Here is a 14,527-nt window from a genome sequence, read left to right on the forward strand (position 1 = left end):
TCGAATTACAGCGAGCGCGCGATTTCCTTGATCTCGAACACTTCGAGCACGTCGCCTTCGCGAATGTCGTTGTAGTTCTTGAGCTTGATACCGCACTCGAAGCCTTCCTTGACTTCCTTGACGTCGTCCTTCAGGCGCTTGAGCGATTCGATCTCGCCCGTGTAGATGACCACGTTCTCGCGCAGCAGGCGGAAATGCGCATTGCGCGTAACCTGGCCTTGCGTGATGTACGAGCCAGCCACGGTGCCGATCTTCGACGCCACGAACACGGTACGGATCTCGGCCATGCCGATGATCTCTTCCTTGCGCTCGGGAGCCAGCATGCCGGACATCGCTGCCTTCACCTCTTCGACGGCGTCGTAGATGATGTTGTAGTAGCGCAGGTCCACATCGTTGCTCTCGGCCGTCTTGCGCGCCTGGGCATCGGCCCGGACGTTGAAGCCGATGATGATGGCCTTAGAGGCCAGCGCCAGGTTCACATCGGACTCGCTGATGCCGCCCACGCCCGAGTAGACCAGCTGCACGCGGATCTCTTCGGTGGAGAGCTTGAGCAGCGATGCACCCAGTGCTTCCTGCGAGCCCTGCATGTCGGCCTTGACGATGATGGGCAGGGTCTGGACCTCGCCCGCACCCATTTCGGCGAACATGTTCTCGAGCTTGGCAGCCTGCTGGCGGGCCAGCTTGGTGTTGCGGAACTTGCCGGCGCGGTAGGTCGCGATTTCGCGGGCGCGGCGCTCGTCCTGCAGCACCATGAAGTCGTCGCCGGCCTGGGGCACGTCGGACAGACCCTGGATTTCCACCGGGATGGAGGGGCCAGCGGACTTGGTCTGCTTGCCGTCTTCGTCCAGCATGGCGCGCACGCGGCCGTAGGTCTGGCCTGCCAGCACCACGTCGCCCACCTTCAGCGTGCCGGACTGCACCAGCACCGTGGCCACGGGGCCGCGGCCCTTGTCCAGCTGCGCTTCGATGACCAGACCCTTGGCAGCGGCTTCCACGGGAGCGGTCAGCTCCAGCACTTCGGCCTGCAGCAGGACCTGCTCCAGCAGCTCGTCGATGCCCTGGCCGGTCTTGGACGACACGGCGATGAACGGGGACTCGCCGCCGTACTCTTCAGGCACCACCTGCTCGGCCACAAGGCCTTGCTTGACGCGGTCGAGGTTGGCATCGGGCTTGTCGGCCTTGGTGATGGCAACCACGATGGGCACACCCGCCGCCTTCGCGTGCTTGATGGCTTCCTTGGTCTGGGGCATCACGCCGTCGTCGGCAGCGCACACCAGGATGACGATGTCGGTGGCCTGGGCACCACGGGCACGCATGGCCGTGAAGGCCTCGTGGCCCGGGGTGTCCAGGAAGGTGACGATGCCGCGGGGCGTCGTCACATGGTAGGCACCGATGTGCTGGGTGATGCCGCCGGCTTCGCCCGACGCAACCTTGGTGCGGCGGATGTAGTCCAGCAGCGAGGTCTTGCCGTGGTCCACGTGGCCCATGACGGTGACCACGGGGGCGCGCGACTCCTGGGCAGCTTCCTGCTGGGACACTTCCTCGGCCGTGAAGGCTTCGGGATCGTCCAGCGCAGCGACCTTGGCGGTGTGGCCCATTTCCTCGACCACGATCATGGCCGTGTCCTGGTCCAGGGGCTGGTTGATGGTGACCATCTGGCCCATCTTCATCAGCACCTTGATCAGCTCGGATGCCTTGACCGACATCTTGTGCGCCAGCTCGGCCACGGTGATGGTCTCGGGCACGTGTACTTCGATGGCGCGGAATTCCGTTGCCGCGCTCTGGTGCTGTCCGTCATTGCGGTCATTGCCACGACGCCCGCCACGCGGGCCGCCGCGCCAGTTGGAACGGCCGCCCACGCCACCGGAGCTGTCGCCACGGGTCTTGATTTCCTTCTTCTTGCCATCGCCGGCCCAGCTCGAGGAGAGCTTGGCGGACTTGACTTCCTTGCCGGCGCCGGCAGGCGCGCGCGCACCGGCTCCGCCGGCGGTCGTGCCAGCGGGCTTGTGCAGCGTGGTCTTCTTGGCATCGGCGGCAGCAGGCGCTGCAGGCTTTGCCACGGGCTTGGGCTCTTCGGGCTTCTTGGCCACGAGCACCTTCTTGGGCGCGGCCATCATGGCGCGAATGGCTTCGGCTTCGGCCAGCGCCTTGCGGCGGCGGTCTTCCAGATCCTTGGCGCGTTCGGCTTCCTCGGCCGCACGGGCCTTGGACTCTTCCTCGGCCTTGGCGCGTGCCGCGAGCTGGGCTTCGGCGCGCGCTATCTGGCCGGCAGCCTGCTCGCGCGAGGCTTCCTGCTTAGCGCGGTTGGCCTCGACAATCTTTGCGGCTTCGGCAGCCGCATAGGCGGCTGCGCGCTCTTCGGCTTCGCGCTCGCGCTGTTGGACTAGCTCGCGCTCTTCGCGCTCACGGCGTTGCTGTGCCAATTCTTCCTCCTCCCGGCCGATCATTTCGGCCTGGCGACGTGCTTCCCCTTCGCGGCGCACCAATTCCTGAGATTCGCGCTCCGACGCCGCGCGCTGCTCCTGGGCAGCCGCAACGGCAGCGGGGTCGGAGGCGCCTTCGGCGGCCTCGTCGCGCTTGACGAAGGTGCGCTTCTTGCGCACTTCCACCTGGATGGTGCGGGCGCGGCCCGACGAATCGGCCTGCTTGATCTCGCTGGTGGACCGTTTGGTCAGCGTGATCTTCTTGGCGCCACTTCCGTGGCTGGCCTGCAGATGGCTGAGCAGTTGCTGCTTGTCGCCGTCGGTCAACGCATCCGATGCGTTGTCCTTGGCGACGCCTGCAGCCTTGAGCTGCTGCAGCAACGTGTCAGGGGTCTTGTTGAGCTCTTTTGCAAACTCGGCAACCGTATTACTGGACATAAATGCTCTGAACCTCCCTGACCTTACTCTTGCCCTTCGGTGAACCAGTGCTCACGCGCCTTCATGATCAAAGCCTTCGCTTCTTCCTCGGTCTGCCCGGTCAGCTCGGTCAACTCATCGATGGCCAGATCGGCCAGATCGTCGCGAGTGTGCACATTGGCCTCGGCCAGCTTGTCCACGATCTCCGGAGTCATTCCCTCGAGCGTCAGCAGATCCTGCGACACCTTGCCCACGTTTTCCTCGTGCGCGATTTCCTGCGTCAGCAGGGCATCCTTCGCACGGGTGCGCAGCTCGTTCACCGTCTCTTCGTCGAACGCCTCGATTTCGAGCATTTCCTGCAGCGGCACGTAGGCCACTTCTTCCAGGGTCTCGAAACCTTCCTCGATGAGGATGTTGGCGATTTCCTCGTCCACATCGAGCTTTTCCATGAACAGCTGGCGCGCAACGGCAGACTCGTCCGCCTGCTTTTGCGCAGACTCAGCCGCGTCCATGATGTTGATCTTCCAGCCGGTAAGCTCGGAAGCCAGGCGAACGTTCTGGCCGCCACGGCCGATGGCGATGGCGAGGTTTTCCTCGTCAACCACCACGTCCATGGCGTGCTTTTCCTCGTCCACAACGATGGACGACACATTGGCCGGAGCCAGCGCACCGATCACGAACTGTGCGGGGTCCTCGGACCACAGCACGATGTCCACGCGCTCGCCAGCCAATTCATTGGTGACGGCGTTGACGCGGGTGCCCCGCACGCCGACACAGGTGCCGATGGGATCGACACGCTTGTCATGGCTGAGCACGGCGATCTTGGCGCGGCTGCCGGCATCGCGAGCGCAGCTCTTGATCTCCAGCAGGCCCTGCTCGATCTCGGGCACTTCGTTGCGGAACAGCTCGACCATGAACTCCGGCGCCGAACGCGACAGGATGATGGGCGCGCCGCGCAGCGTGGCGTCCACTTCCATGATCATGGCCCGCACGCGGTCGCCGTTGCGCAGGTTTTCCTTGGGGATCATTTCGCTGCGGCGCAGGCGTCCTTCGACACGGCCGGCCTCGACGATGATGTCGCCCTTGTCCATGCGCTTGACCGTGCCCGTGAAGATCCGGTCGCCGCGCGACAGGAACTCGTTGAGCAGCATTTCGCGCTCGGCATCGCGGATCTTTTGCAGGATGACCTGCTTGGCCGCCATCGCACCGATGCGGCCAATGGGCACCGACTCGATCTCTTCCTCGATGTACTCGCCTTCGGAGATGCCGGGGACGCGGTCCTGTGCGTCCATCAGCATTTCTTCGGCATCGGGGTTTTGCAGGCCCGCATCATCGGGCACCACCAGCCAGCGGCGGAAGGTGTCGTAGTTACCGCTGTCGCGATCGATGGCCACGCGGATGTCCACTTCACCTTGGTACAGCTTCTTCGTGGCTTGGGCCAGGGCCGATTCCACTGCACCGAACACCAAATCGCGCTCCACGTTCTTTTCGCGCGAAATGGCTTCTACCAACATCAACAATTCGCGATTCATGCGACGACTCTCCTATTTCAATCACGCAGAAAGGGGATGGCAATGCCCTTCTGCCCCAATGATTCGACGTACCCTGCCCGCTCCGATCAGACCGGCTTGGCAGAACGCCCCTTGAAATCCACAAGGGGAGCCAGACGCGCCTCGCGCAGCTCCTCCAGCGTGAAACCCAGCGCCTGCAGGGGCGCGGGAACACGCTTCTTGCTGACCCTCTGGCCAGGCTTGACGGGTGGCTCGTCGCTCCAGACGATCTGCCAGCCACCACCTTCGGCACGCTCCAGCGTGCCGCGGAATTTCTTGCGATTGGCGCTGACCTGCCCTTCAGCGGCGGCGCCGATGGGCTCCTTGAGGGTCAGGTCGATGACTTCCCCGACAAAGCGGATGAAGTCCTGCTCATGCCGCAGGGGGCGGTCGATGCCCGGGGAGGAGACCTCGAGGCGCGTGTAATCCGTGCCATCGACCTCCAGCGCGAACTGCAGCTGGCGCGTGATCTTCTCGCAGTCCTCGACTGTCACGAACTGCTCCGGCACCACCGGCTCGCCCTCCACCGGGGGCTGCCAAGGCAAATCAATTGTGACGCGCAACAGCCCGCCTGCCGAGCGTTCTATTTCCACCAGGTCATAGCCCAGACCTGTCACGGTTTGTTCAACGATTTGCTGTAGTGCCACGTGTAATTAAATTCAATCCTGCAAACACAAAAGACCCGGAACGCCCCTGGAACCTTGGCAGCAGCCATGTCCCAACAGCGCCGAGCCCCATGGCAATCCCTAAGGTCGCCCGAAGATCGCCCAAAAAAAAGGGCGGTTGGTACCCGCCCGTTTGGTCGTGAATATGCCATTGTATCCGCAAACGACCTCCAGGCCAAGTTCGCGCCGTACAAAAACAGGCGCTGGCAGGCACTGCGCAAGGCAGCCCAGGCCAGGGCGGACACCCCTCCGCGGGATGCTCAGGCGCCCACGCGCTCAAGCGCCTGCGCCGACTGAAGCCGCCGCAAAAGGGCCTGCGCTTCGGCGGGGTCGGCCGGGGCCGCGCCAGGGTCCTGGGCCAATGACTGCAGCATGCGCGCCACAACGCCCGGCTGGGGCAGCACCGGCCCCAGAAAGCGCGCGCGCTCGCCGTCAGCGATCAGCACAGAGGGAAAGGTTTCGATGTCCAGGTCCCCGGCCACATCCTCGCGGTCCTCGACATCAAGCCAGACGAAGTGCATCTGCGGGAACTGGGTGGCCAGCTCCGCAAACGCGCTCCGGTACTGGTTGCAAACGCCGCACCATTGCGCACACAGGCAAACCACCCACCAGGGGCTGGCTGCCGCGCTGTCGTCCGGCAGCTTGCCGGCCATTGAATCCATGGAAAACCTCTCAGAAACCACGCCCTTCCCGGGCGCGATAAACCTCCATGGTACCGATTTCCGCCGCCTTGTTGCCCCAGGCACTGCGCACATAGCTGGCCACGGCGGCCACCTGTGCGTCAGACAGCACATGGCCAAAGGGCGGCATGCCATGCGGCTGCGGCTGTTGCCGGGTGGACGGGGGATAGCCACCGTCCAGCAGCACCAGCAGCAGGTTGCGCGGCTCGGCCATGGTCACGGAGGCATTGCCGGCCAGCGCAGGAAACGCGCCCGGGGTTCCCTGGCCCTGCGCACCATGGCAGACCGCGCACTGCCGTTCGTACACGGCCCGCCCCAAGGCCATCTGCCCGGGCTGCACAGGCTTGATGGCGCCGTGCCCGTCTGTGCCGGCAGATGGGGCAGCAGCGCCCTGCTCCTGCAGATAGGAAGCCAGCGCCTGCAGATCCTGTGGCTGCCAGTGCTGGGTGCTGCGCGCCACGACTTCGGCCATGGGGCCCAGTGCCGAGCCTGAAGGGCCGGACCCCGTCTGCAGCAACTGCACCCAGGCGGACTCCTGGCCGGCACGCACACCCGCCTCGCCGGGATCGAGCAGCGAAGGCGCATACCAGGACTGCCCTGCCACAAAGCCGCCGGACATGGCCTGGCCGGAGGCACCCAGGCCATTGCGCGGCGCATGGCAGGCCGCGCAATGGCCCAGCCCCTGGGCAAGATAGGCGCCGCGATTCCAGGCCGGGGCCTTCCCTGGCTGGTCCTGCCAATCCTTCGGCGAGAAGAACAGCGCCCGCCAGACGGCCAGCGACCCCTGCCAGCCATAGGGAAAGTCCAGCGCATGCGGCGGCGTCTGCGCGCGCACGGCGGGCAGGCTTTGAAAATAGGCGAACAAGGCGTCCGAATCGGCGCGCGTCACGCGGGTGTAGCTGTCATACGGGAAGGCCGGATACAGCAGGCGCCCACCACGCGAGCGCCCGTTGTGCAGCGCACGCCAGAAGTCCTGCGCCGACCACAGTCCCAAGCCCGTCTCCTTGTCGGAGGTGAGATTGCTGGTGTACAGCGTGCCGAACGCGGTGGGCAAGCCCCGCCCGCCCGCATATTCGGCACCGCCCGCCGCCGTGTGGCAGCCAGCGCAGTTGCCTACCCGCGCAAGGTAGGCGCCGCGCTCGACCAGGGCGGCCTGTGTTTCGGTCGATCCCGACCAGCCGCCGTGGCCATAGGCATGAACCCCCTGCTCCCCCCGCAGGTTGAGCCAGACCAGCAGCAGCCCCACCAGGACCAGGGCCAGGACCACAAGAGCCAGCAGGGGCCACCGCCCGCGTACGCTCGCGCTGGCCGGATTTTCCACTTGGACATTCATGGCCTGCCCTCCTGACCGCCCACAGCGGCCACCGCACCGCAGCGCAGCGGCAAGGAGCGCGCCAAGGCCTCGTGCCCTCCCGGCGTCGCCGATGCAGGCCGCGACGACAGCCATGCCGTGACGGCCACGACTTCCTGCGGCGTCAGCGCCTTGGCCACCTGGTCCATGCAATCGGGAGCGGCCGCCTGGCGCTGGCCCGAGCGCCAGGCGCCTATCTGGCTGTTGAGATAGTCGCGTGACAGGCCCAGCAGACCCGGGATATCGTCGCCCGCGCCCATGAGCCGCTGGCCATGGCAGGCAGCACAGGCGGGCAGGCCCCGCTGCGCGTCGCCCTGCAGCACCAGCTGCTCGCCACGCGCGAGGTCGGCGGGCGGCAGCTGCGCCGGCACGGGCGGCGCATAGGGCAGCTCAAGGCTTGCGAAATGCACGGCGATCTGGCGCAGATAGTCGTCCGACATGAATTCGATCAGCCGGTTCATTGCCGGATAGCTGCGGCGCCCCTGCTGGAAATTCTTGAGCTGGCGGTAAAGATAGCCCGCAGGCTTGCCCGCAATGCGAGGAAAGTAGCCGCTGGGTGTGGCCCGTCCCTCGGGACCATGGCAGGCCGTGCAGGCCAGTACCCTGGACGCCATGGAGCCCACATCGGGCAGAGGCGCACTGACCACGGCGGGGGGCAGGTCCGCCATCGGCCCGCCCGGTGCCGGCTGGGCGGACTGCGCCATCACGCCGCATGCACAGGCCGCCAGCCATGCGCCCAGCAAGCTCCTTGCCCCCTTGACGCCTGAAAGCCCTGTCCCGTACCGCCATCGCCTGCCATGTGCCATGTCCGACGCCTCCTGTTGCGTCCTGCCGACGCGCGAATGTAGTAAACCCGTCACAAGATGCCAGTCCAGCAGGAAAAGGCCCATCGGTTGAGACCCTGCCATGACCGGGCTATGCTGGCTTCTGGCTTGTCCAGAACATCGCCCGCAAGGGCTGGAGGACGGAAATTCATGGAATACAAGGACTACTACCGCATCCTGGCCGTGGACCGGCAGGCCAGTGCTGACGAGATCAAGAAGGCCTACCGCAAGCTGGCGCGCAAGTACCACCCGGACATCAGCAAGGAAGCGGATGCCTCGCAACGCATGGCCGAGATCAATGAAGCCAACGCCGTGCTGTCCGATCCCGAAAAGCGTGCGGCCTACGACGCGCTGGCTGATGCGCCCCGCCGCAGCGCAGGCGCCGGCGGATTCCAGCCGCCCCCGGACTGGGAAGGTCAGGACTTCCACTTTCGCAGCGGCGATGGCGCCATGCCGGACGGCGATGCGGATTTCAGCGAATTCTTCTCGCAGATGTTCGGCCAGGGCGCCCGCGCGCGCCATGCGGGCGGCGGGCAGCACCGACCTCCACCCGACCTGCGGGGGCAGGACCAGCACGCCAGCATCGAGCTGGACCTGCTGGACAGCTACCACGGCGCCCAGCGCAGCCTGCACCTGCGCAGCACGGTGCTGGATGAGGACGGGCGGCCGGTGGCGCGGGACAAGGAATTGCAGGTCAGCATTCCCAAGGGGGTGCGCGAAGGCCAGATGATCCGTCTGGCCGGCCAGGGCGGCCAGGGCCTGGGCAAGGGTCCTGCAGGCGACCTGCTGCTGCAGGTGCATCTGCGTCACGACCCGCGCTGGTGGGCCGAGGGCAAGGACGTCTATCAGCCCATCGCGCTCGCGCCCTGGGAAGCCGCGCTGGGCGGCACGGTCCGTCTCGCCACGATTGCCGGCGAATTCGATGTCGGCATCCCTGCCGGCAGCCGCGCAGGCCGCAAGCTGCGGATCAAGGGCAAGGGCTTGCCCGCCGCCACGCCAGGCGATCTGTATCTGGTGCTGGGCATCAGCCTGCCGGAGCCGCAGACCGACGCCCAGCGAAAGGCCTATGAGGCACTGGCCCAGGCCTTCCCCTCGTTCGATGCCCGCCAGCACGGCACGGGCCAAGGAGCCTCGCGATGAGCACGCCGCTGTATCCCTTCTACGAACCTGCAGAACTGCTGGATGAAGGCGCACTGGATCTGCACGATCTCGCCCGCCACTGCCAGCGCAACACCGCCTGGGTGGTGGAGCGCGTGCAGACCGGGGTGCTGTACTGCGAGAACGAGCCGGCCGGCGACGCGGCCGACGCGCAGGCACAGTGGCGCTTCAGCGGCCACATGCTGGTGCGTGCGCGCCGCATTGCCCATCTGGAGCACAGCTTCGATGCCGACCCTCAACTGGCCGCGCTGACGGCGGACCTGATCGAGGAAGTGCAGATGCTGCGCCGCAAGCTCCAGGCACTGCAGCACTGAGCGCATTCGCCCCAAAAGCAAAAGCCCTCTTTCGAGGGCTCTTGCTTTCAGAACGCGGCCGCGGCAGGCACGCACGCGGCCCGCCGTGCTCAGCGGTGACGCTTGCCGGGGTTCTTCTTGGTATGGGTGTGGGCGCCACGGGCGCGGCTCACGCGCTGGCCACGGCCGGGCGTCGGCAGGGTGACGCCGTTGGGCAGGGGAGGCTGGGGAGTGAACTTGCGGTCGGCTTCGGTAACGATCTTGTTGCCCATGGCATTTCCTTCTTCAAAAAAATGAGAACGCGCAATTAGGCCATAGACCTGCAGGCCCGCGCATAAAAAAACACATGGCCTGCTCCGGCATAGGGAAAGTTCCTGCGTTGCGCAGCCCGCACAGCCGCAGTTCCGGCAGCGCCGGCCTACACCGCGGCCCGGCGTTCTGTCCTAAAGTAGGAGCACGCTGCCAAGCGCACATGATGCCCCTGGCATGCGCTCTGCCTGAACACGGAGTTCCGCACGATGTCACCCCGCCAACCACGCACAGAAGTCACCACCCCGTCCACACCCCGCCCTGCCTGGGTTCGGCCCGCGGCAGGCCTGGCTGGGCTTGCCGTCGGGGCCGCTGCAGCCGCCTTGCTTTGGAAGGGCCTGCGCAACCCGCCCATTCCTGCCACAGTGGAGCCCGTACGCGGCTGGGACATCCAGCGCTACATGGGCCGCTGGTACGAGGTGGCCCGCATAGACCACCGCTTCGAAAAAGGCCTGGAGCGCACCCAGGCCGAATACACGCCGCTTCCCGATGGAAGCGTGCATGTGCTGAACCGGGGCTACGACGCAGGCCGCCGGCGCTGGAAGTCCGCTGAAGGCAAGGCCCGCACGGTGCATGGCCCCGGCGTTGCGGCGCTCAAGGTCTCGTTCTTCGGACCGTTCTACGGCGGCTACAACGTGGTGGCCCTGGATGCCGACTACCGCTGGGCCATGGTGGTCGGCTCGGACCTGCGCTATTTCTGGATTCTTTCGCGCACCCCTGAACTGCCCGATGGCGTGGCAGCGCGCCTGCTGGCCCAGGCCCGGCTGCTGGGCGTGCCCGTGGACAAGGTGCAGTGGATTCTTCAGGACGGGGTCAATCCCACAGGCAGCTGGTAGCGGCCCGGCGGCAGGCCGGCGAACTCAGAACCCTTCGGGCATGCCGTCACCCGAAAAGCCAGCAGCCTCCACCAGCCGCTGGGTATAGGACTCACGCGGCGCGCCCAGCACCTGGGCCACGGGGCCGGATTCGACGATGGCACCATCCTTCATCACCACCACGTCATGGGCCATGGCGCGGATCACGTCCACATCGTGCGTGATGAGCAGATAGGCCAGGCCACGTTCGCGCTGCAGCCGCTGCAGCAGGCCCAGCACCTGCTGCTGAATGGTCACATCCAGCGCACTGGTGGGCTCGTCAAGCACCAGCACTTCAGGCTCCAGCACCAGGGCACGCGCAATGGCGATACGCTGGCGCTGGCCCCCGGAGAACTCATGCGGATAGCGATCGAGCAGACCGGGGAACTGCTCATCCGTCAGCCCGACGGCAGACAGCATGTCCACGACGCGGTCACGGCGCTGCCGCCCCGTGAGCGCCGGGGCGTGCACGCGCAGGCCCTCGCCAACGATCTGCTCCAGCGTCAGTCGTGGCGACAGCGATGAATACGGGTCCTGGAACACCACTTGCACCTTGCGCCGCAGCGCAAGATTGGCCGGCGAGTTGCGCGTGGCCGGCTGCCTCCAGGCCTGGCCAGCGATGCGCAGCTGGCCTTCATGCGGCAGCAGGCCCAGCACGGCCTGGGCCAGCGTGGACTTGCCCGAGCCCGACTCCCCGACCACACCCACGGTGCGCCCGGGCATCAGGTCCAGGTCGGCGGACTGCACGGCAACAAAACGCCCCTGGCCAAACCAGCCGCGCACGCCCGTCAACGGCACCGGGTAGCTGACCTTGAGGCCCTGCGCATGGACCAGCGGCTCGGGAGCCGCCCCCGGTGTACCGGCCTGCGCCTCGACCAGATCGCGGCGCGGCACACTGGCCAGCAGCTTGCGCGTGTAGGCATGGCGCGGAGCTGCCATGACCGCCGGCACCTCGCCCTGCTCCACCAGTTGCCCGCGCTCCATCACCGCCACGCGATCGGCAAAGCGCCGCACCAGGTGCAGGTCGTGGGTGATCATCAGCACGGCCATGCCGGTCTGGCGTTGCAGGTCATCGAGCAATTGCAGGATCTGTCCGCGCAGCGTGACGTCGAGCGCCGTGGTCGGCTCATCGGCCAGCAGCAGGCGCGGGCTGCTGGCCAGTGCCATGGCGATCATGGCGCGCTGACGCTGGCCGCCGCTGAGCTGATGCGGAAAGGCGCGGGCACGGCGCACGGGCTCGGCAATGCCCGTGGTCGCCAGCAGTTCGGCCGCCTGGGCCAGGGACTGCGCCCGCGTCAGCCCCTGCTTGAGGCGCAGCACCTCGCCCACCTGTTCGCCCACGGTCATCAGCGGATTGAGCGCCGTCATGGGCTCCTGGAAGATCATGGCCACGTCGCCGCCGCGCACGGCCCGCATCTCGCGCACGGGCAGGCGCAGGAGGTCGCGGCCGTCGAAAAGCGCCTGCCCGCCCAGCTGGGCGTCACCGGCCAGCCGCAGCAGGGACAGCGCCGTGATGGTCTTGCCCGAACCGGACTCACCCACCAGCGCCAGCTTCTCACCGGCCGCCAGATCGAAGCTCACGCCGTGCACCACGTCCTTGCTGCCAAAGCGCACGCGCAGGTTGCGCACAGACAGCAGCGTCCGGCCGCGACCGGGGGCGGAAGGCATATCCATTGCCGGCTGCTCTGCGTTCATGCGGCGTCCTTCGCATCAACGGCCGGGGCTGCATCGGTGGCAGCGGCCTTGCGCGGGTCCAGGGCATCGCGCAGCGCATCGCCCATGAAGGTCAGCAGCAGCAGCGTCACCACCAGCACCGCAAAGGTGGACAGCGAGATCCACCAGGCATCGATGCTGTTCTTGCCCTGGCTCAGCAGCTCGCCCAGGCTGGGCGTATCGGGGGGAACGCCCAGGCCCAGGAAATCAAGCGAAGTCAGCGCCAGGATGGCTGCACTCATGCGAAACGGCAAAAAGGTGACCACGGGCGTCATGCTGTTGGGCAGCAGATGGCGCCAGATCAGCGCGCCATTGCCCACGCCCAGCGCACGCGCCGACTTCACGTAGTCGAGCTGGCGGTTGCGCAGGAATTCGGCCCGCACATAGTCCGACAGCCCCATCCAGCCGAACAGCGACAGCAGCACCAGCAGCAGCGAGACGCTGGGCGCCAACACCGCGCTGAAGATGATCAGCAGATACAGCTCGGGCATGGAGCCCCAGATCTCGATGAAGCGCTGAAACGCCAGATCGGTCCTGCCGCCGAAAAAGCCCTGGATGGCCCCCGTCACCACGCCCAGCACCACGCCGGAGGCCGTCAGCGCCAGCGCAAACAGCACGCTCACGCGAAAGCCGTAGATCAGTTGCGCCAGCAGATCGCGCCCGCGATCGTCCGTGCCCAGCAGGTTCTCGCGCGAGGGCGGCGCCGGATTGGGCAAGCTCGCAAAGTAGTTGAGCGCCTGAGGCCCGTAGGGATTGAGCGTGTACAGCGCCCAGTTGCCACCCTGGCTCAGGCGATCCCGAATGTAGGGATCCAGATAGTCGGCCGCCGTCTCGAAGTCGCCGCCGAAGGTCTTCTCGGAATAATCGTTCCACAGCGGCCAGTAGGTCTGGCCTTCGTAGCGCACCACCAGGGGCCGGTCGTTGCTGATCAGCTCGGCGCCCAGGCTCAGCACCACCATCACGCAAAAAGCGACCAGGCTCCAATATCCCAGCCGATTGCGCCTGAACCGCAGCCAGGCCCGCCGCGCCGGCGAAACCGCCGCCGCCGCCAGCGGTGCAGGCGCCCCAGCCCCTGGCAGCCCCGTTCCAGAAACCACAACGGATTGCATTTCAGTGTCCATGTCGCTCCAGGAAACGAAGCCCGGCGCCACGCGCCGCCCGTCCGCCCCCCGCGATACAGGGCGCCGTGCATACCGGGCAAGCCGCGAAGCGGCTCGGAAGGTACCTAGTCAAACCGTACACGCGGATCCACCCACACATAACAAAGATCGCTGACCAGCTTGGTCACCAGGCCGATCAGCGTGAACAGGTACAGCGTGCCCAGCACCACGGGATAGTCGCGCCGTATCACGCTGTCATAGCTGAGCAGGCCCAGGCCGTCCAGCGAGAACAGCGTTTCTATCAGCAGCGAGCCCGTGAAGAAGGCACCGATGAAGGCGGCCGGAAAGCCGGTGACGATGGGAATCAGCGCATTGCGCAGCACATGCCGATAAAGCACCTGCCGCTCCGACAGGCCCTTGGCGCGGGCTGTCAGCACATATTGCTTGCGGATCTCTTCCAGAAAGGCATTCTTGGTGAGCATGGCGGTGATGGCGAAGCTGCCCGCCACCATGGCCGTGACCGGCAGCGCGATATGCCATAGATAGTCCACGATGCGCGCGCCCAAGGACAGCTCATCCCAGTTGGCCGAGGTCAGCCCGCGCAGCGGAAACCATTGCAGCTGCCCGCCGAAGATCACCAGCAGCGCCACGCCCAGCACAAAGCCCGGAATCGCATAGCCCACCAGGATCAGCAGCGTGGTGAAGAAGTCGAAACGCGAGCCGGCACGCACGGCCTTGGCAATGCCCAGGGGCACGGCCACGAGGTAGCTGATGAAAAAGGTCCACAGGCCCAGGCTGGCCGAGACCGGCAGCTTCTCCTTGATCAGCTGCCAGACATCCTTGTTCTGGAAGAAACTGCGCCCCAGGTCGAACCGCGCGAACTGCCCGAGCATCTGGAAGAAGCGCTCATGGGCCGGCTTGTCAAACCCGTAGAGGGCCTTGATCTGCTCTATGCGCTGTGGGTCCACCCCCTGGTTGCCACGGTAGGCCAGGCCACCGCCTTCGCCGCCACGGCCCACGCTGGCCTTGGCTTCGGCAAGGTACTGCTCCACCGGGCCACCGGGCACGAACTGCACGACCACGAAGGTCAGCAGCAGCACGCCCAGCAGGGTCGGCACCATCAGCAGCAAGCGTTTGAGTATGTAGGCCCACATAAGAAGTCCTGCATTATGTCGATTGCCGGGGGGCAC

The 14,527-nt window shown here is 66.2% G+C and carries 13 protein-coding genes; 3 read left to right on the forward strand and 10 right to left on the reverse strand.

Translation table 11 applies throughout. From position 1 onward, the window contains the following. Positions 1–5 precede the first annotated feature (5 nt). The 6 genes from infB to ACF8LI_RS04340 all read right to left on the reverse strand — a co-directional run bounded on the left by infB (position 6) and on the right by ACF8LI_RS04340 (position 7,892). Positions 6–2,861 (reverse strand): translation initiation factor IF-2, encoded by a 2,856-nt coding sequence (gene infB / locus ACF8LI_RS04315; protein ID WP_016448884.1) that lies wholly within the window; start codon positions 2,859–2,861, stop codon positions 6–8. A gap of 23 nt (positions 2,862–2,884) precedes the next feature. Further along, a complete protein-coding gene (gene nusA, locus ACF8LI_RS04320) occupies positions 2,885–4,372 on the reverse strand; it encodes a transcription termination factor NusA (protein WP_016448885.1) in 1,488 nt (495 codons plus the stop codon). A gap of 86 nt (positions 4,373–4,458) precedes the next feature. Continuing rightward, positions 4,459–5,037, reverse strand: coding sequence for a ribosome maturation factor RimP (rimP, locus tag ACF8LI_RS04325; RefSeq protein ID WP_026062108.1), 579 nt, complete (start codon positions 5,035–5,037; stop codon positions 4,459–4,461). A gap of 278 nt (positions 5,038–5,315) precedes the next feature. Then, a complete protein-coding gene (locus ACF8LI_RS04330) occupies positions 5,316–5,717 on the reverse strand; it encodes a thioredoxin family protein (protein ID WP_016452383.1) in 402 nt (133 codons plus the stop codon). 10 nt (positions 5,718–5,727) lie between these two features. Then, complete coding sequence (locus tag ACF8LI_RS04335; RefSeq protein WP_392412156.1) at positions 5,728–7,068, reverse strand: c-type cytochrome; 1,341 nt, start codon at positions 7,066–7,068, stop codon at positions 5,728–5,730. After that, entirely contained in the window at positions 7,065–7,892 is an 828-nt protein-coding gene (locus ACF8LI_RS04340; protein WP_374005456.1) for a cytochrome c, read from the reverse strand. Before ACF8LI_RS04340 ends, ACF8LI_RS04335 begins: the two co-directional genes overlap by 4 nt. Positions 7,893–8,060: 168 nt before the next feature. On the opposite strand from ACF8LI_RS04340, the gene ACF8LI_RS04345 reads away from it, so the two are divergent. Both ACF8LI_RS04345 and ACF8LI_RS04350 read left to right on the forward strand, forming a co-directional pair. Then, complete coding sequence (locus ACF8LI_RS04345; protein WP_016448890.1) at positions 8,061–9,050, forward strand: DnaJ C-terminal domain-containing protein; 990 nt, start codon at positions 8,061–8,063, stop codon at positions 9,048–9,050. Continuing rightward, a complete protein-coding gene (locus ACF8LI_RS04350; protein ID WP_034364349.1) occupies positions 9,047–9,382 on the forward strand; it encodes a MerR family transcriptional regulator in 336 nt (111 codons plus the stop codon). The genes ACF8LI_RS04345 and ACF8LI_RS04350 overlap by 4 nt, the downstream gene beginning before the upstream one ends. An 89-nt stretch (positions 9,383–9,471) precedes the next feature. Here the strand turns inward: ACF8LI_RS04350 and ACF8LI_RS04355 are convergent, their stop codons facing one another. Beyond that, entirely contained in the window at positions 9,472–9,633 is a 162-nt protein-coding gene (locus ACF8LI_RS04355) for a hypothetical protein (RefSeq protein ID WP_012204826.1), read from the reverse strand. Between the two features lie 246 nt (positions 9,634–9,879). Here ACF8LI_RS04355 and ACF8LI_RS04360 point away from each other — a divergent pair, with 246 nt between their 5' ends. After that, on the forward strand, positions 9,880–10,506 hold the full coding sequence (locus tag ACF8LI_RS04360) for a lipocalin family protein (protein ID WP_016448892.1): 627 nt from the start codon (positions 9,880–9,882) through the stop codon (positions 10,504–10,506). Positions 10,507–10,530: 24 nt separating this feature from the next. Here the strand turns inward: ACF8LI_RS04360 and ACF8LI_RS04365 are convergent, their stop codons facing one another. The 3 genes from ACF8LI_RS04365 to ACF8LI_RS04375 form a co-directional block, all read right to left on the reverse strand. Next, positions 10,531–12,219: an ABC transporter ATP-binding protein gene (locus ACF8LI_RS04365; RefSeq protein ID WP_392412157.1), complete on the reverse strand. Its 1,689-nt coding sequence runs from the start codon at positions 12,217–12,219 to the stop codon at positions 10,531–10,533. After that, entirely contained in the window at positions 12,216–13,358 is a 1,143-nt protein-coding gene (locus tag ACF8LI_RS04370) for an ABC transporter permease (RefSeq protein ID WP_074924285.1), read from the reverse strand. The genes ACF8LI_RS04365 and ACF8LI_RS04370 overlap by 4 nt, the downstream gene beginning before the upstream one ends. Before the next feature lie 104 nt (positions 13,359–13,462). Then, positions 13,463–14,491: a microcin C ABC transporter permease YejB gene (locus tag ACF8LI_RS04375; protein WP_392412159.1), complete on the reverse strand. Its 1,029-nt coding sequence runs from the start codon at positions 14,489–14,491 to the stop codon at positions 13,463–13,465. Positions 14,492–14,527: the final 36 nt, after the last annotated feature.

It is taken from the genome of Delftia sp. WSY_12 (genome assembly GCF_043104645.1).
GTDB classification, from domain to species: Bacteria; Pseudomonadota; Gammaproteobacteria; order Burkholderiales; family Burkholderiaceae_C; genus Comamonas; species Comamonas tsuruhatensis.